Genomic DNA, 17,532 nt, shown 5'->3' on the forward strand with positions numbered 1-17,532 from the left:
GGAAATCTCCGACGTTGTCTTCTTTGCGAGAAACGCGGTTTACGTTTACCGTTTTTCCCCGGATTGCCACGCATCAAGCATCTTGGCGAACCGCGGCTAGGCGTCAGCCGTCAATCAATTGCCACCCCAGTCGACTAACCGCCTGTAGAAAACCCTCAGAAACTACTGTCGCGTCGTTGGTGGGTCTCAGTAATTATTCTACAGCCGAGGGGTGGACTGAAATCCACACCTCGACTGCGTAATTGGGTCAGGACCAGCCCGATACGACCTTCACCTCGAGAAAGTCCTCCATGCCGAATGTTCCGCCTTCGCGGCCATTGCCCGATTGCTTCATCCCGCCAAATGGGGCCTCTGCCCCACGGCGTACGCCATTGGCCTCGACCATCCCGGAGCGCAGACGTCGCGAGACGCGCTTCAGCTTTTCAGCATCCGAGGTCTGGATGTAATTTGCCAACCCGAACTCGGTATCATTGGCCATCTGCACCGCCTCTGCTTCGTCCGAGAACTTCATCATCGCAAGCACCGGTCCAAAGATCTCTTCCCGCGCGATCCGCATATCAGGAGTGACATCGGCAAACACGGTCGGGCGCACAAAGAACCCCCGGTTCATGCCTTCGGGACGCCCCGGACCGCCGGCAACAAGCCGCGCGCCCTCATCAATGCCAGACTGGATCAGGTCCTGAATCTTGTCGAATTGCGCCTTGTTGACCACGGGACCGATATGAGACCCGGGCTCATTCGCCGGACCGACCTTTATGGTCTCACAAACCTTCCCGGCTGTTTCGACCGCCGCATCATAAGCGCTTTCTTCGACGATCATCCGACTGGGTGCGATGCAGGACTGCCCCGAGTTGATCATCATGTAACGCACACCGCGTTCCACGGCCGCATCATCAGCATCGGCAAAAACCAAGTTGGCCCCCTTGCCACCCAATTCCAGATGCACGCGCTTCAGGGTCTCAGCCGCATTGACGGACACCGCTTTGCCCGCCCGTCCTGATCCTGTCAGGCTGATCGCATCAACGTCGGGATGCGTCGCCAGCGCAGTCCCCACACCGGGGCCGTCACCATTAACAAGGTTGAACACGCCGGGCGGGAAGCCTGCCTCGTGGATCATCTCGGCCAACAGCATTGCGCTGACTGGGCTTTCTTCGGACGGCTTCAAGATCATCGTGTTGCCGGTCACAATCGCCGCCCCAACCTTGAGCGAAACCTGATTCATCGGCCAGTTCCAAGGCGTAATCAACGCGCAAACCCCAACAGGCTCGCGAATGATCCAACTGTCCGGCGCGTGATCGCCCAACGGTTCTTCGAACACATACTCACGGGCAACCTTGGCAAAGGTGCTCATGTGCAAAGTGCCCATGGCCACATGCAAGTTCGTGGAAAAATCAATCGGAGCCCCCATTTCAAGGGTGATCACCTCGGCCATCTCTGCAGAGCGTCGATTGTAGATTTCGATCAATTTCTCCAGAAGCGCCACCCTGTCTTCAAGCGGTGTTTCCATCCACGTGGGGAAAGCTGCCCGCGCGGCAGCAACAGCGCGATCCACGTCCCCCTCACTGCCAAGCGAGATCAGGCTACAAGGCTCTTCGTTTGTTGGATTGATGACGTGGTGATCTCTGGCGGTCAGTGGGGCCACCCATGTTCCGTCAATATAAAAATCACGCTTTTCGATCATGGGTCGCTCCTCCCGAGCCGGTTTGATTGCATATGATAGCGGGCTCAGATTTCGCATATTCTGTTCAACGCAGGTACGGCAGCGAAAGCATAGTTATCATTCACAAATGAATACGTCCGTACCTAAGTCAGAGCTGATGCAGCGGCTTCGGCAATCATTCTTTTTTGACAGGTTCCTCCCCCACCGATACGCTAATGTCATCAAAAATGAATAACTGGGCAGGTTTATGAGGATTGCTTCCGTTGCATGATCAAACGCGATTGCGGCGGACGAATTTAGCCGGTCCATGCGCAGGGAGAACACCTCATGAATGAGCCGTTGGACTGGAACGGTGTCCGCGATTTTCTGGCAACGGTAAAAGTCGGCAGCCTGACACGCGCGGCGATCCATCTGCGCATCAGCCAGCCGACCCTCAGCAGGCGCATCGCAGCTCTGGAAGAGCAACTGGGCGTGCAATTGCTTGTCCGCGGGCCGCGTCACTTCAAAGTGACAGAAGCGGGCATACGACTTCAGACCATTGCGCAGCAAATGCAGTTGGCCTCGCGAAAGATCGAAAGCGACGCCTGGGAGAGCCGCGATCTATTGGGCGGGACAGTGCGGGTCTCGGCGACCGAAGCGATCACCAATGCCTGGCTCATCGAACAATTGCCGGGCTTCATGGAAACTTACCCAGAAATCTCGATCGAGATGGTCACGGACAACCGCCTGACCGATCTTCTCAACCGGAACTCGGATGTCGCTATCCGTCTTTTGCGGCCGACGCAGAAAGAGTTGATTGCCAAGAAAGTCGGAGTCCTGAAGGTCGGTTATTATGCCTCTGTCTCATATGTTGAACAAAACGGCGTACCCAAAAGCGCGGACGACCTGAAAGGTCACAGAACCATTGCGATTGAAGGGTCGCGCAAGTTTGCCTCGGATGTGGATGAGGTGACGCGCAATGGAACAACCGCACTGCGATTGCGCAATGTGCTTGGGGTGATGCGGGCGATCAAAGCCGGCTTGGGAATTGGGCCTGTCTACTGCTTTCACGCCGAGCGCCAACATGATCTGGTGCGCGTGCTCGAGAAGGAACCCCCAATCGAGATGGAGATTTGGTTAACGGCCCATCCGGAACTGCGGGAGAACCCCAGTATTCGGGCAGTTTACGACTTTTTGGATCAGTGTTTTGCCAAACAGAAAGGGCAATTCACCTGATCAGCCTCTGTCCAGTGATACATCTACGAATAATAAGAATTGGTTTTTGTAGGTTTGTGCATGGCGGTCTTCCAGATAGCCTTTTTGCTAAGGCTCAACAGAATTGTGGCAGCGGATCGTCGGACTCGTTTGCCGAATGAATAAAGCAAGACTGTGAGCGTAAGTTTTGTCGATACCTGCAAAGGGAGGTGCAGCTATCGATCAATGCGACAGGACCAAACCATCTAGCATTGCGCGGCTTGCTCTTTGCCGTGGAAGGCAAAGCATGATGTGAACGGTTTCGTTGTCTTGATCAAGATCCGTATCGGTTACACTGAAAGCGGGGCTTGTCGCTCACGACTTCATCAAAGCACCCGCTTCCGAAAATTTCGGCACCAAAAGCCTTGGAAACAGGCTGTGCAAGCAAATCAACGGAGGAGAGAAATGCTTACACGACACATGTTTGCCGCAACGGTTTGCGCGGTTACGGCATCATTTGCGACGGCCGAGGAGATCACGCTGCCCAATCAGATTGCGTGGACTGCTTACGGCACCGGTTCTGCCGGGTACAACCAGTCCATCGCAATCGGCGCGGCAATGCAAGAAAAGCTAGGTGTGAACCTCCGCGTGCTGCCAGGCAAGAATGACATCGCCCGCACAGAACCCCTGCGTCAGGGGAAGGTTCAGTTCTCTGCCAATGGGGTCGGCGGATCCTTTATGGCCCAAGAGGGTGTGTTCCAGTTCGGCGCAGAAAACTGGGGGCCGCAGCCGGTTCGCATTCTGGCGGCCAATAACGGTGGAACCTTTGGTCTGTCGTTGGCTGTCGCAGAAGAAGCCTGCGAAAAAGCTGGCAAGCCGGGCTGCGAAGGATTCACCTATTCCGACCTTAAAGGCCTGCGTGTAGCCTGGATCAAAGGGGCACCGGCCCTGAACGTCAACAACGAGGCGTATCTGGCATATGGCGGATTGACTTGGGATGACGTCGAAATCGTGGAATTCGGCGGCTATGGCGATTCTTGGACAGGCATGATCGACGGCACCGTTGACGCGGCTTTCGCCGCAACCACGTCGGGCCGGGTTTACGAAGCGGCCTCGGCACCGCGCGGCGTGTTCTGGCCTCCAATTGACCCCGCGAATGCCGAAGGGCTTGCGCGGATGCAGTCGATTGCACCGTTCTTTTCACCCATCACGGCGACCGTAGGCGGCAATATCGACGGTACCGATGGTATTCAGACCGCCGGCTATGCCTATCCAGTTCTGATGACATATTCCGAGCAGAACACCGACCTGACCTATAACATGACCAAGGCGCTGCACGAGCTGTATGACGAATACACCGGCAAAGCCCCCAGTGTGGATGGTTGGTCCCTCGACAAGCAGAACTTCACGTGGGTTGCACCTTACCACGAAGGCGCCATTCGCTATTACCAGGAAACCGGGTTGTGGTCCGACGAAGCACAAGCCCACAACGACAAGCTTATTGAGCGTCAAAATGCACTGCAGAAAGCCTGGGAAGAACTGAAGGCCGAAGCGCCCGAAAACTGGCAGGAGGCCTGGGAGGCCAAGCGCCGCAAAGCTCTGGCCGCTGGCGGCTTTGAGGTCGTCTTCTAAAGCTGACCGCATGAAAAATTGCGCGACGTGCAGGTCAATGGGCCTGCACGTTCTCCAACAAATAGTTCAACTGAATGTCAGAGACCCATGACGCAGCCCTCCGAAAGCTCGCGCGGCAGCGCCGCAATTGATGCAGAACGCGCCGTCGAGCGGCAGACCTTTTCCGGGCTGGCGCGATGGCTCATTATTGTTTTCACACTGACCGCAATCGGATTGGCGGTGAACAAGCTTTTCAATCTTAGGCTGGGCGGCACATCCCTTCTGGAAGGGACGTATCTGTATACTTTGGCCGGGCTGTTTCTGAGCCTGACCTTCATCATCTTCCGTGCTGGGAAAACCCCTTCGGCCCGTGTGCCATGGTATGATTGGATTTTGGCCGCTCTTGCATTTGGCGTGTCAGGATATTTCGCGATGACCGCAAGCATCAGCCTGGACTCCGGCTGGGAATATGCCGCGCCACAACAGGCAGTCTGGGCCTCGATCCTGATGTATGCACTGGTGCTGGAAGGCACGCGTCGCACCGGTGGGTTGGTGATCTTTGGTATTGTGTTGTTCTTCTCGCTCTATCCGACCTTCGCGGATCACGTGCCGGACCCGTTGAACGGGTTCTCTCAGCCCTTTAGGGACGTCATCCCCTATTTCATGATCTCGTCCGAAGCGTCTTTTGGCATTCCGATGCGCGCCTTCGGCAACCTTGTCATTGGCTTCATCCTGTTCGGTGCTGTTTTGCAATTCACCGGTGGCGGGAAATTCTTCAACAATCTCGCCCTGGCACTTGTCGGCGGCTATCGCGGCGGCGCGGCCAAAGTGTCGATCTTTGCCTCGGGTTTCATGGGGTCGATGTCCGGCTCGGTTATCTCGAACGTGCTGACCACCGGGGCAGTATCTATCCCGGCCATGAAGAAAACCGGGTTCGAACCCCGTTTTGCGGCCGCCACGGAAGCCTGCGCCTCGACCGGCGGTGTGGTTATGCCACCGATCATGGGGGCAACCGCATTTGTAATCGCCTCGTGGCTGGGTGTGCCTTACGTCGAGATCATGCTGGCCGCGGCCATCCCGTCGCTTTTGTATTTCTTCAGCCTGTTTGTTCAGATCGACGCCTATTCCGCCCGCCGCGGCCTGCGCGGGATGGATCAAAGCGAACGCCCTCGCATTGGACAAACCATGCGAGAAGGTTGGCTGTATATTTCGGTCTTCGCCCTGCTGATCTTTCTGATGGTGGCGTTTCGCTGGGAAACCACCGCGCCGTTCTTTGCTGTGGTTCTGCTGCTGGTGGTCAATCAACTGCGCAAGAACGACCGTGTGTCGATGAAGGGGTTTCTGGACATCATCATCTCGGTTGGCCGGACCCTGTCCGAACTAGTGGCGGTGCTGCTGGGGATCGGCATGATCGTCGGAGCGTTTCAGGCCACCGGTCTGACCGGTCCTTTGGCCAATGAACTGGTACACATGGCGGGCAGCTCGGTCGCGATGCTGCTGATCATGGGGGCGCTGACCAGCTTTGTGTTCGGCATGGGAATGACCGTGACCGCCTGCTATATCTTTCTGGCCGTTGTGCTGGCCCCGGCGCTGGTGCAGGCCGGGCTTAACGAGCTCGCCGTGCATCTGTTCATTCTGTACTGGGGCATGGTCAGCTATATCACCCCGCCTGTGGCACTGGGTGCTTTTGCGGCAGCGACGATGGCACATGCAAACGCGTTTCGCACCGGGGTCGAGGCGATGAGACTGGGTGGAGTGATCTACTTTGTCCCCTTCTTCTTCGTGCTCAATCCCGCGCTTATCGGGCAGGGATCGGCAGGCGAAGTTGTGACCGTCCTGTTCTGCGCCCTGATCGGGATCTGGTTTATCTCAGCCGCACTCCAGGGGTATCTGGCTTTTGTCGGGTCCCTCGGCAGTGGGGCCGCCGGGATGTTGGCCCGTGTCACACTACTGGTAGCGGGTTTCCTGATCGCGTCACCGACCGGGGGCATAGCCGGTGTCGGGCACCTGACATTGACGTTGATCGGCTTCGCGCTGTCCGCCCTTCCCGTTCTGTTGATCGTGTCCCGTCAAAAGCAATTCGTGACCTAAAAAAAAGGCGCGCCCAGAATAGGGCGCGCCGTTTGTTTATGGTTTTTCTGTGGTTTTACCGAACTTAAGAAATCGTCTGGTTGTCCCGCAGGGCGGCGATGTCCTGCTCGCTCAACCCCAATTCGGCAAGCACGTCCGAAGTATGTTCCCCAAGCGCCGGGGCCTGTGACAACGGACCGGTGGCCGTGGCGCTGAACTTGGCAGCCGACTGCGCCTGTCGCGTTGGGCCAAGGCCCTGCTGATCAAGAACTGTAATGACGTCGTTGTGCAAGACCTGAGGATCATCAAGGACCTGTTGGCGCCGCAGAACCGGGGCACAGGGCACATCGTGACTTTCAAGCATGGTCAGCAGAGCCTCGGTCTTTCGGTCGGACACAGCGTTTTCAAGTAACTCAAGCCGCTCCTGACGGTTGACCTCTCGTTGGCTTGGGGTGGCGAACCGCGGGTCATCTATCAGGTCGGGCCGCTCGATGGCTTGGCACAGGCCGACCCACTCCTTGTTCGAAATTGCCCCGATCGTGACAAACCCGTCCGCTGTGGGAAAGATCATGTCATGGGGGGTATTGCTGGGTTCTTCTTCCTGACCCACGACCGAGATCGTCGTCATTCCGTCAATCCAGTTATAGTTCAGCATCGCGTCCAGCATCGAGACCTGAACATGCTGACCTTCCCCGGTCTGAGAGCGACTGAACAAAGCGGCGGTCACCGCTTGCGCAGCATAAAGCGCCGTTGTCTTGTCGGCGATAACACTGCGGATCATTTTGGGGCGTTTGGTCAACGGGTCCTGTTGAATATCAGCCAGTCCCGACAGCGATTGCACCACCGGATCGTAGACCCGCTTACCCACATAAGGCCCGCTGTCCCCGACGCCGCTGATGGACAGATAGACCAAGCGCGGGTTACGCCCTAACGCCTCGTCCGCGCCGAAACCCAACCTGTCGGCCACACCGGGGCGGAAATTTTGCACGAAAACATCCGCGTCTTCGATCAGCTTCCAGAGGATCTCTTTCGCTTCGGGTTTCTTGAGGTCCAGAGTGACCGACCGCTTGCCGCGATTGCACGACACAAATGAGGGCGTAAAGCCTGAAACCTTACCACGGGCGCGCATGATATCGCCGCTTGGGGGTTCAACCTTGATCACCTGCGCCCCCTGATCGGCCAGCATCCCCGTTGCGCATGGGCCAGAGATCACGCTGGACACATCGACCACTTTCACGCCTGAGAGCGGTCCCTTGCCATTTGCTTGTTCTGTCATGGGTAATTGGCCCTTTCTGCGGCCTGAAACGCGGGCCGTTCCGCCAGCATATTGTAATAGGTGTCAAACTCTGCCGGGCGCTGCACGCCCATACGATCGGCAAATCGCAGGCAGGTAAACAGCAGGATGTCCGGCAATGTGAACTGGTCACCCAGAAGGTAGCGTTGGCCGGAAACCAAGACGCGGGCCGGTTTCCGAACCATTCGCAGGAAATAGTCTCCGGCAGAGTCCACAGCGATGGGCGCGCTGCCATAGATATGCTCAAGATCCTGATGCTTACGGATGGTATAAAGAGAGGCCGCATCAAGTTCGGTTGAGATGAACGACATCCATTCGAAGACCCGCGCCCTTTGTATTCTGTCTTGAGGGATCAGGCCCGGCGCCCTGTCTGCATAAGTTTCCGCCAGGTAGATCATGATCGCGCTGCTTTCCACCAGCGTCAGGTCACCATGCTGCAGAACCGGAACTTTCTTATCCGGATTAACGGCCAGAAAATCAGCCCTTTCCATCGTATCGGTGCGGGGTTTGACGGGCTGGGTTTCATAGTCAATGCCAAGCTCATTCAACACCCAATGCGCGCGCAGTGTGCGCACCGTGCCGACACCCCACAAAAGCGGTTTGCTCAACATATCCCGCGCCATCAGATCACCAGTCTTCCCCGTATGGACGCAGGTCCAGTTCATGTGTCCATGCATCCTTGGGCTGCTTTACAAGCGTATGGAAAGCCTCGGCCACGCTGTCGGGTTTGACCAGAATATTCTCTTCGTCCACGTGGTCATCGCCAAATTTCTTGCGACGGCGTTCGTGAATCGCAGGCATATCGACCCCCGCATCAATCACCAGATGCACCACATGAACACCTTTGGGGCCAATCTCACGCGCCAGGCTTTGCGCAAGCGCGCGCAACCCATGCTTGGCACTGGCAAACGCACCAAACCCGGCTTTGCCACGCAGGCTGGCCGAGGCGCCAGTCACCAAAATCGTCCCCTTGCCACGCGGTACCATGCGGGCTGCAGCTTCGCGCATGGTCAGGAAACCGCCGAAACAAGCCAATTCCCAGATTTTGCGAAAGATAACAGGGTCGGTTTCAATGAAGGGAAACGGAGAATTCGACCCAGCATTGAACAGGACCACCTCAATTTTTCCAACCTCTTGTTCAACCTTGTCAAAAAGCGAGGAGATTTGTTCTGGATCACGGGCATCAAGCGAAACCGCCTGCAGACTATGGCCCTCGGCCGCAAGTGTATTGATAAGGTCTTCGGATTTACCCGCATCCCGGCGCGCAACCACGACGCTATAACCGCTGCGGGCAAATCTTCTGGCAAAGGCCGCGCCAATCCCGTCTCCGGCACCGATGGCCAAGGCCACCGGTTTGCGTTGCGTGTGTGAACTCATGATGGCCCGCCCTCCTTACGGAATGTGTCGGCCCTTAAGGTATGGCAGGCGGGCCGATCATGAGAACCGCAAAGAACCAATACTTACGATGCAAAAATGCATGAATGGGCAACATTTTGCGACAGTTTACTGAGGCAGGACCACCAATCCGCATTCAACAATCTACAAAGTTGTTAACGGCGCGGAGTGCATGGAAGCTGGGATCAGCCCTGTTCTTCGTCGTCCTCAAGCGTCAGCAAATAGGCCTTGGTTGCTTCGAGCATTTCAGAAGCTTTGGCATCGTCTGTCATGACCCGGGACAGAGCAATCGAACCGACCATAGCCGCCACCGCCAAATTTGCTTTGCTGCGATCCCCGTCAAGATAATCGGCGACGGTGTTTATGAAGCCATCAATGTGGGTTTGCATGATGTCCCGCGACGCCTTGGGCCTGCGTGAAACATCCGATACAAGCGCGGGGATCGCGCAGCCACTGCTTTTTAGGTCACGATGTTTAGGGCTGACATAGCTGCCAACATAGCGCGAAAAGGATGGCTTTTTCGGGCTTGCATTTAGCTTTTGGGTCAAACGCCCTTCACGCAGCGCGCGTTCAAGTGCCTGATCCAGCAAGTCTTCCTTGTTTTCAAAATGACCGTAGAACCCGCCATGCGTCAGCCCTACGGATTTCATCAATGACACGACATTAATCGCTGAAAACCCACCGCTGCGGAGTTGTTCACCTGCGTTCGAGAGGATCTCTTCGCGGTGGCGTTCTTTTTGCGCTTGAGAGTACCCCATTGATGCTGGCCTTCGGAATCCGTTACCCTGGTTAGTGCGTTGACGACCCCGGACAAGGTCAATCTGCATTGGAGTCATAATACAGAAATCCCCAGTGTGGTCCAGTTTTCACGCGATCTTCCGGCACCCATTGACTTGCATGATGTCTATCATACACAATCCGTTCCAGACTAAGCGGCCCGGCGGCGATTTCAGATTGCCAAACGCCACGCGGCCTGACCCCGAGGATTCTAAAATCAGGACATGCCGTGATCACCGACACAACGACCAACGCCGTTCTTGACCCGTCCGACGGGATCGAAACCCATGACGACCCGGTCTTTGGCCCCTTGACCTATTTTCCGGCAAAACCGGTTCTGCGGCGTGGTGACGACGCCATTTACCTTCGCCAGGATTACAAGCTGCCGGACTATCCAACCAGTGTCATCGACTATCTCTATGCAGCCGCCAGCGCACACCCAGACCGCCTTTCGCTTGCTGAACGCGGACCACAGGGGTGGGATGGGCCGACATTTCGACAGCTAAAGGCGAATTGCGAGGCTATTGCACAAGCTTTGCTCAACCGTGGTTTAAAGCAAGGAGATTGCATCGCCGTTCTGTCCCGCAACAGCATTATCCACGCTCAGATTCTGTTCGGGGCAATGATGGCCGGCATTACTGCCGCGTCGATCTCGCCTAGCTATGCAAAATTCTCAGAGGCTTTTCCCCGTCTGCAGAGCACATTCGCGCAGTCCAAAGCGAAACTCTTTTTTGTTGATGACGCCCAAACGTTGTCCGATGCATTGGACAAGCTTGATCTGAGCGGATGCGAACTGGTGTCCGAACATCCCAGACCCGGTGATACTGACGTCGCCGAGTTGCTGGGCACCAAGGTCACCGAAGCCGTTGCCGCCGCCCACGCAGCCGTGACCGAAGAAACCGTTGGCAAGATCCTTTTCACCTCTGGCTCGACAGGCAACCCCAAGGGTGTGATCAACACACAGCGCATGATGTGTGCAAATATCGCCATGTCGCAAAGGATTGGAATCCGCATTCCTCACGCCCAACGTCGACGGCTATGCTGGCTGCCGTGGCACCATACGTTCGGGGGCAATCACATCCTGCACGAAATGCTGTTTCACGCATCAGCGCTTTATATCGACTCGGGCCGTCCAGTATCCGGGCCGGATTTTGAACGCAGCTTGACCGCAATCCGCGAGGTGAAGCCAACCAATTTCTCGAACGTGCCCTTGGCATACGGCATGTTGTTGGACGCAATGGAGCAGGATACTGAACTTGCCGAAGCGTTCTTTTCGAACCTGACTTTCGTACACTACGGCGGAGCGGGGTTCCCAGGCGAAACCTATGAACGTCTGCAAAAACTGGCCATGACATATCGGGGTTGTCGTATTCCGCTATCGGGCGGATTTGCCATGACCGAAGCGGCGCCCTCTGTCACGACAGTCCATTGGCCCTATGACGGGGTTGGGCGTATCGGAATGCCTGTGCCAGAAGTGGAAATCAAGCTAATCCCACTCAGTGACGACCGTTACGAACTGCGGATCAAGGGGCCGAATGTCTTTCCCGGCTACGTAGATCAGCCCGAACTGAACAAACGACTTTTCGATGATGAGGGGTTCTTCATTACCGGTGACGCGATCCGCTTTGAAAACATCGACAACATCGCAAATGACCTGCGTTATGCAGGGCGGGTCAGCGAAGACTTCAAGCTCGACAGCGGTACATTTGTACAAGTTGGGGCGATCCGAACGGGATTGAATCTGGAATGTGGCGGGCTGGTGCGCGACACCGTTGTTGTCGGTGAAGGCCGGGCGCATATCGTCGCGATGGTCTGGCTGAACGATGCGGCCCGCGCACGTGCAACACGGGTGGATGGTGCACTGATTGAACCTGCCCCCGAAGACCTTGCGCAGGTGCAACAGGCCTTGGATCGGTGGAACCAGAACAATGGCGGCTCCAGCCGGCAAGTGCGCGCAATTGGCATCCTGGCCGAGCCACCGTCGCTGTCGGAAAACGAAATCAACGACAAAGGCTACGTCAACCAGCGCCAAGTTCTCAAACGTCGCGCAGAAATTGTTGACGCCCTTTACAACGGAACCCGCAACGACTGGCTAGTGGTGGCACAACAATGACAGAGACATCTTTGGAAGTCAGCCTAGACGCCTATCGCGACCGGGTCGGCAAAGAGCTTGGCGTATCAGACTGGCTTACGGTGGATCAGGCGCGGATCGACAAGTTTGCAGACGCCACCGACGATCACCAGTTCATTCACATAGACCCGGACCGGGCCGCAGAAACACCTTTTGGCGGTACGATTGCGCATGGGTTTCTGTCTCTGTCTTTGTTGGTGCCACTGGTGCAGAACGGCGTCCCAAGGATCGCTGGTCGCACGATGGGTGTGAATTACGGTTTCGATAAGATCCGATTTGTTTCGCCGGTGCCCGCAGGCGCACGTATTCGTGGGCGTTTTCACCTTGCTGGACTGACGGACAGGGACGATGGATCCATCCAAACCCGAATGAATGTCACGGTCGAAATCGAAGGAATCGACTCGCCCGCGTTGGTCGCGGAATGGCTTGGGCTGACCTATTTCTGATCCGCGTTTTCACCGCTTATCCCACCGGGGGCAAAGATGACCCAAGTGCCTTCTCTGGCGGATATATTACAGCCGGAACAAGTTGGGCCTGACCTGTTTCGCGCGGCTGCCTTTTCCGGCGACGCGGTGCCGACGCGCCTATTTGGGGGACAGGTTATTGCCCAATGCCTAGCCGCTGCACGCCATTCTGTGTCGGCAAACCGTCGCTGCCATTCTATCCACTCGTATTTCCTGCGCGCGGGTGATCCGAACCAACCATTGATCTTCCGGGTCGAAAATGCGCGGGATGGTGGGTCGTTCAGCACGCGGCGGGTGATCGCCACGCAGGGCGACCAGCAAATCCTGAATTTCACAGGGTCTTTCCATGTGCCCGACGAGGGCTGGGACTATCAGCACGAAAAACCAGACGCTCCGGGGCCACAGGATTGCGCCCCGGACCAAAGCACCGCGACCGCCCGTTCCGCAAATGGCTCGGCCGAAGCAGACAACAGGCGCATCCACCAGACACAGTTCGAGATTCGCGACGTCGATCCCAGGAATGAGGCAAATCCCGTACCTGTCAGCGATCAGCACGGGTTTTGGTTTCGGATACCCGCAGCCAAAAATGGCGATGCCGGCCTGCAGCAGCTTTATCTGACCTATGCGTCTGATATGGGTTTGATGAGCGTAGGTTTGCGCGCCCACGGGTTGAGCTGGTCGCAGAACACAGCGCAGGGCGCCAGTCTGGATCACGCGCTCTGGCTTCACGCACCTGCCCGCTTACAGGATTGGCACTTTTACGCGATGGATGGCCCCTGGACGGGCAGCGGCCGTGGACTGGCCCGCGGCATGATCTTTTCCGAAGACGGCAAACTGGTCGCAAGTACAGCCCAGGAATCGCTATTGCGACGCAAACGCAACTGAGCCGCGTCATTCTTGATCGAAGCCCCCTTTCTGCACCTTGTGCAGTTCACCACCTGTGGCACAAGCCCGTTGGCCACCGGGCTCCACATGATTTCTGTATGACAATGATAATCTTAAATCGCAAGTTCACATAAGACTTAAGGGACAGTGGACTTGACATCTACATGATGGCCGTCATTCTGAAGAAGCTGAAACAAGGCCGATTGGCAGCCTTGTCTGAGCAGCAGGGGAGGATGACGAAATGCAGGATATTCAGGGCAAAGTCAGGCATGAGGTCCAAGGCCGCGTGCTAAAGATCACGATCGACAACCCGGCAAAGAAAAATGCTTTTCATCCGCAGATGATGGAAGAATTGTCAGACGCCCTGACCCTGCTAGAGCAGTCACCCGACCTATGGGCAGGGGTGATCTGCGCAGAAGGCGAAGATTTTACAGCGGGGCTGGATATGCCAAAGTTCTTCGGCCCCAACAGCACACCCCCAGAAATTCCCGAGGGAAACGTCGATGCGTTTGGCCTGCAAAGACAGTGTAGCAAGCCGATTGTCACGGCCGTAAAGGGGATATGCTTCACAATCGGAATCGAAATGATGCTAGCCGGAGACATCGCCGTTGCCGCCGATGACACCCGGTTTTGCCAATTGGAATCAAAGCGCGGCATTGCTCCTTTCGGTGGCGCGCACTTCCGATACATCAGCCGCGCCGGTTGGGGAAACGCCATGTACCACCTGATGCTATGCGACGAGTTCAGCGCGGAAGAAGCCCATCGCATCGGGCTGGTACAAGAGGTTGTGGCCAAAGGACATGAAACCGCACGCGCAATGGAGATTGCGGAAACGATCTGCCGTAACGCTCCGCTTGGCATTCAGGCCATGAAAGTGGCTGGACGTAAATTTATTGAACACGGGGAACAGGCTGCGATTGCCTGCATTCCAGAGCTTCGCGACCGTATGCTTGCGACCGAGGACATGCGTGAAGGCATAGCGTCGTTCGTGGAACGGCGCGAGGCCGTCTTTAAAGGCCGCTGAAACGAGCGCCCCCGGCGGCCGGGGCAGCACCGGAACGGTAGTCGCGCCCTTGATGTAAAGGATACTGGGCTGACAGGGGTTTTCGTTAGGCAAAACGAATTCCGGCGCATTTGGGGTTCGACTGCGAGCTGACGAAGACCGGAATTCTGCCCACCTGTGCGCAGGGAACGATGAAACTGCCCGCTGATACAATCTGACGAAGAAGGAAAGAAAGATGACCAAGGCGAATGAGCTTTTCGACCTGAGTGGCAAGACCGCCCTGATAACCGGGGGGTCACGCGGGCTGGGTCTGCAGATCGCCGAAGTGCTGGGCGACAACGGCGCGCGATTGGTGATCTCGTCCCGCAAGGAAACGGATTTGCGGGATGCCAAGGCGCATCTCGAAGGGCGCGGGATCACCGTGGACTACATCGTGGCGGATAACCGTAAAGATGACGACCTTGTGGCGTTGTCAGCTCAGTCCATCGCAAAGCTGGGACGGGTCGATATCCTTGTCAACAATGCCGGGGCCACTTGGGGAAGCCCCGCCGTCGATCACGCGATGGAGGCCTGGGATAAAGTGATGGACCTTAACGTCCGCTCTGTGTTTCGCCTCAGCCAGCTGATCGCAAGAGACTCGATGATCCCGAATGGCAACGGCCGGATACTGAACCTGGCGTCGATTGCTGGGCTAAAGGGCAACAAGGGGATTGTGGCTTACAACACTTCGAAGGCGGCTGTGGTGAACCTGACCCGCGCATTGGCCCACGAATGGGGTGAGCATGGAATAACGGTGAATGCGCTGGCGCCGGGCATGTTCGAAAGCAAGATGACCGCGGGCACGCTGGATGCGCTGGGGCGCGAAAACGTTGCCGCGCAGAACCCGCTAGGGCGGATTGGCGGCAGCGAAGACCTTAAGGGGGCGGCGCTGCTTTATTGCTCGGACGCAGGCAGCATGATCACCGGGACCACTTTGGCCATAGATGGCGGGCTGACCGCGATCTGAAGGCGCCCGGCCTATCCGTAGACCACTTTGAAAAGGAAAGATTGATGCAGAAACACGTCGCCTTTCACTTCGATTTCGGCAGCCCGAACTCTTACCTTGCGCATCTCTTGATACCCGGTCTCGCGCAGACCTATGGCGCGACGTTCACCTACGTGCCGGTGCTGCTGGGCGGCATCTTCCGCGCCACTGGCAACCGGGCACCGGGTGAAACCAATGCCGGGATCGAGAACAAGCTGCGGTACGAACGGCGCGACCTGCTGCGATTCACTGAACGCAACGGAATCGCCGATGAGTTCTCATTCAACCCCTATTTCCCGATTAACACCCTGCAACTGATGCGCGGCTGCATTGCGGCGCAACGGTTAGGTGTGTTCGAGCGTTACATGGAACGCGTCTTTCGCGGCATGTGGCAGTTCGAACAGAATCTTGGCGACCCTGAGGTGCTGTCGCGCTGGCTGACAGATGGCGGGCTAGAAGCCGAACCCCTGTTCGCACTGATACAAGACCCCGAAGTCAAAGCCCAACTGATCTCGAATACGGAAATGGCTGTTTCCGCTGGTGATTTTGGTGCACCGACCTTTCACTACGACGGGGAAATCTATTTCGGAAAGGATCGTATCCGCGATCTGGAACAGCATCTGGCCGGTCTGGATAACTGACACACGCATTTGGGTCAGCCGACCCACCCTACAGAAGGACACTCCTTATGGAACAAAGAGCAGAAACTGTTGTCGTGGTTGGAGCCGGTGATTTCATCGGCGCGGCCATCTGCAAGGCCTTCGCCGCCGAAGGCTTTACTGTGATCGCCGGTCGGCGCAACGGGGATAAACTGCAACCGTTGGTGGATGAGGTCACAGCCGCCGGAGGCCGAATGATCGGCAAAAGTCTGGATGCCCGGGACGAAGATCAGGTCATCGACTTCATCAAGTCCGCCGAAGAAGTTGGCCCAATCGAAGTTTGCATCTTCAACGTCGGCGCGAATGTGAATTTCCCATTCACAGAAACCACGGAACGGGTTTTCCGCAAAGTTTGGGAAATGGCCTGCTACGCCGGTTTTCTGACCGGGCGCGAAGCCGCCAAAGCGATGCTGCCACGCGGAACCGGCAATATCTTTTTCACTGGTGCAACCGCCGGGCTGCGCGGCAATCCGGGCTTTGCCGCCTTTGCCAGCGCCAAGTTTGGCATCCGCGCCGTCGCTGAATGCGCCGCCCGTGAATTGATGCCCAAGGGCATCCATGTGGCGCATCTGGTCATTGACTCCGGCGTTGATACCCAATGGGTGCGCGAGATGATCACCGCCCGCGGCGGCAACCCGGAAGACCGGGTTCTGATGGATCCCGCGTCCGTGGCAAAGACCTATATCCAGCTTTGGAAACAGCCCAAAGACGCGTGGATGTTTGAGACGCAGATACGACCAAGCGTAGAAACGTGGTAAACTGAGAGTTGTCGTTTCGGTCGACTCCTGCATCGGCTGACAGTCGGATATGACAAAAGCTACCCGCCCTCAGCGCCGCAATGCGGTCACAGGGACATTCCCGTGCCCCCACTGACCACTGCCCTAGCGGGGTTGTGCCCCGTCCCATTCGATCATGAGCGGGCGCAACGCTCCTGGAAGGTCCGACTTTGTCCCGTGCTGATCTAGAAAAACCAACACCGCCGAAGCGGTTGCAATCTGGCCATTCCCCCAGATCGCTACTCCATTGTACAGCTAGAGCGGCCGACCTGCGCAGTGCGCCCCGTCACGATCACATCGTCATCCAGATGAACTGGCTTTAGATAGTCGATCTGAAACCGTCGGATCACCATCAGATTGGCCCCCGGCGTCGCATATTCCGGCCAACCATAGGCGCGCAGATAGGCCATGCGGAACGCCTCGATCCAACGCAGGTATTTCACGTTCGAGACATGGTTCTGCGCATCCAAGTCCCCGAATGTCGCCCGAAAGCCTACCCCGAAATTCCAAGGTTCCGGCACCCCGTAGCCGCGCAGGTCGGCGGCTTTCATCGGCTCATAATGCCCTGAGATTCTGAATTTTTGCTCGTTCATACTTTGACGTCTTTGTC

16 protein-coding genes are annotated in these 17,532 nt (G+C 56.8%); 10 read left to right on the forward strand and 6 right to left on the reverse strand.

Annotated elements, in window-relative coordinates:
* Positions 1-247: 247 nt before the first annotated feature.
* Entirely contained in the window at positions 248-1,681 is a 1,434-nt protein-coding gene (locus RUESEDTHA_RS03805) for an aldehyde dehydrogenase family protein (protein WP_180884483.1), read from the reverse strand.
* A 306-nt stretch (positions 1,682-1,987) separates the two neighbouring features.
* Here RUESEDTHA_RS03805 and RUESEDTHA_RS03810 point away from each other — a divergent pair, with 306 nt between their 5' ends.
* The 3 genes from RUESEDTHA_RS03810 to RUESEDTHA_RS03820 all read left to right on the forward strand — a co-directional run bounded on the left by RUESEDTHA_RS03810 (position 1,988) and on the right by RUESEDTHA_RS03820 (position 6,535).
* Positions 1,988-2,875 carry a LysR family transcriptional regulator gene (locus RUESEDTHA_RS03810; protein ID WP_180884485.1) on the forward strand — a complete coding sequence of 296 codons (888 nt, stop codon included), beginning with the start codon at positions 1,988-1,990 and terminating at the stop codon, positions 2,873-2,875.
* Positions 2,876-3,298: 423 nt separating this feature from the next.
* A complete protein-coding gene (locus RUESEDTHA_RS03815) occupies positions 3,299-4,465 on the forward strand; it encodes a TAXI family TRAP transporter solute-binding subunit (protein ID WP_255431610.1) in 1,167 nt (388 codons plus the stop codon).
* Positions 4,466-4,552: 87 nt separating this feature from the next.
* On the forward strand, positions 4,553-6,535 hold the full coding sequence (locus tag RUESEDTHA_RS03820) for a TRAP transporter fused permease subunit (RefSeq protein WP_180884487.1): 1,983 nt from the start codon (positions 4,553-4,555) through the stop codon (positions 6,533-6,535).
* A gap of 64 nt (positions 6,536-6,599) precedes the next feature.
* On the opposite strand, the gene RUESEDTHA_RS03825 is transcribed toward RUESEDTHA_RS03820, so the two are convergent.
* From RUESEDTHA_RS03825 to RUESEDTHA_RS03840, 4 genes are all read right to left on the reverse strand, one after another.
* Positions 6,600-7,790, reverse strand: a complete 1,191-nt coding sequence (locus RUESEDTHA_RS03825) for a CaiB/BaiF CoA-transferase family protein (protein WP_180884489.1) — start codon at positions 7,788-7,790, stop codon at positions 6,600-6,602.
* Positions 7,787-8,473 (reverse strand): glutathione S-transferase family protein, encoded by a 687-nt coding sequence (locus tag RUESEDTHA_RS03830; RefSeq protein WP_180884491.1) that lies wholly within the window; start codon positions 8,471-8,473, stop codon positions 7,787-7,789. Before RUESEDTHA_RS03830 ends, RUESEDTHA_RS03825 begins: the two co-directional genes overlap by 4 nt.
* Positions 8,436-9,185: an SDR family NAD(P)-dependent oxidoreductase gene (locus tag RUESEDTHA_RS03835; protein ID WP_180884493.1), complete on the reverse strand. Its 750-nt coding sequence runs from the start codon at positions 9,183-9,185 to the stop codon at positions 8,436-8,438. Before RUESEDTHA_RS03835 ends, RUESEDTHA_RS03830 begins: the two co-directional genes overlap by 38 nt.
* A gap of 203 nt (positions 9,186-9,388) precedes the next feature.
* Positions 9,389-9,961, reverse strand: coding sequence for a TetR/AcrR family transcriptional regulator (locus tag RUESEDTHA_RS03840; RefSeq protein WP_180884495.1), 573 nt, complete (start codon positions 9,959-9,961; stop codon positions 9,389-9,391).
* A 248-nt stretch (positions 9,962-10,209) separates the two neighbouring features.
* Here RUESEDTHA_RS03840 and RUESEDTHA_RS03845 point away from each other — a divergent pair, with 248 nt between their 5' ends.
* The 7 genes from RUESEDTHA_RS03845 to RUESEDTHA_RS03875 all read left to right on the forward strand — a co-directional run bounded on the left by RUESEDTHA_RS03845 (position 10,210) and on the right by RUESEDTHA_RS03875 (position 16,904).
* A complete protein-coding gene (locus RUESEDTHA_RS03845) occupies positions 10,210-12,093 on the forward strand; it encodes an AMP-binding protein (protein ID WP_180884497.1) in 1,884 nt (627 codons plus the stop codon).
* Complete coding sequence (locus tag RUESEDTHA_RS03850) at positions 12,090-12,557, forward strand: MaoC family dehydratase (protein ID WP_180884499.1); 468 nt, start codon at positions 12,090-12,092, stop codon at positions 12,555-12,557. The genes RUESEDTHA_RS03845 and RUESEDTHA_RS03850 overlap by 4 nt, the downstream gene beginning before the upstream one ends.
* 36 nt (positions 12,558-12,593) lie before the next feature.
* Positions 12,594-13,460 carry an acyl-CoA thioesterase II gene (locus RUESEDTHA_RS03855; RefSeq protein ID WP_180884501.1) on the forward strand — a complete coding sequence of 289 codons (867 nt, stop codon included), beginning with the start codon at positions 12,594-12,596 and terminating at the stop codon, positions 13,458-13,460.
* 241 nt (positions 13,461-13,701) lie between these two features.
* Positions 13,702-14,484, forward strand: coding sequence for a crotonase/enoyl-CoA hydratase family protein (locus RUESEDTHA_RS03860; protein ID WP_180884502.1), 783 nt, complete (start codon positions 13,702-13,704; stop codon positions 14,482-14,484).
* A 214-nt stretch (positions 14,485-14,698) separates the two neighbouring features.
* Positions 14,699-15,469: an SDR family oxidoreductase gene (locus RUESEDTHA_RS03865; protein ID WP_180884505.1), complete on the forward strand. Its 771-nt coding sequence runs from the start codon at positions 14,699-14,701 to the stop codon at positions 15,467-15,469.
* A gap of 44 nt (positions 15,470-15,513) precedes the next feature.
* Complete coding sequence (locus tag RUESEDTHA_RS03870) at positions 15,514-16,128, forward strand: 2-hydroxychromene-2-carboxylate isomerase (protein WP_180884507.1); 615 nt, start codon at positions 15,514-15,516, stop codon at positions 16,126-16,128.
* 47 nt (positions 16,129-16,175) lie between these two features.
* On the forward strand, positions 16,176-16,904 hold the full coding sequence (locus RUESEDTHA_RS03875; protein ID WP_171211915.1) for an SDR family NAD(P)-dependent oxidoreductase: 729 nt from the start codon (positions 16,176-16,178) through the stop codon (positions 16,902-16,904).
* 257 nt (positions 16,905-17,161) lie between these two features.
* Here RUESEDTHA_RS03875 and RUESEDTHA_RS03880 read toward each other — a convergent pair whose 3' ends face one another.
* Complete coding sequence (locus tag RUESEDTHA_RS03880) at positions 17,162-17,515, reverse strand: acyl-CoA thioesterase (protein WP_180884509.1); 354 nt, start codon at positions 17,513-17,515, stop codon at positions 17,162-17,164.
* Positions 17,516-17,532 lie beyond the last annotated feature (17 nt).

The sequence above is a fragment of the Ruegeria sp. THAF57 genome (assembly GCF_903914075.1).
In the GTDB taxonomy this organism is placed as follows: domain Bacteria; phylum Pseudomonadota; class Alphaproteobacteria; order Rhodobacterales; family Rhodobacteraceae; genus Ruegeria.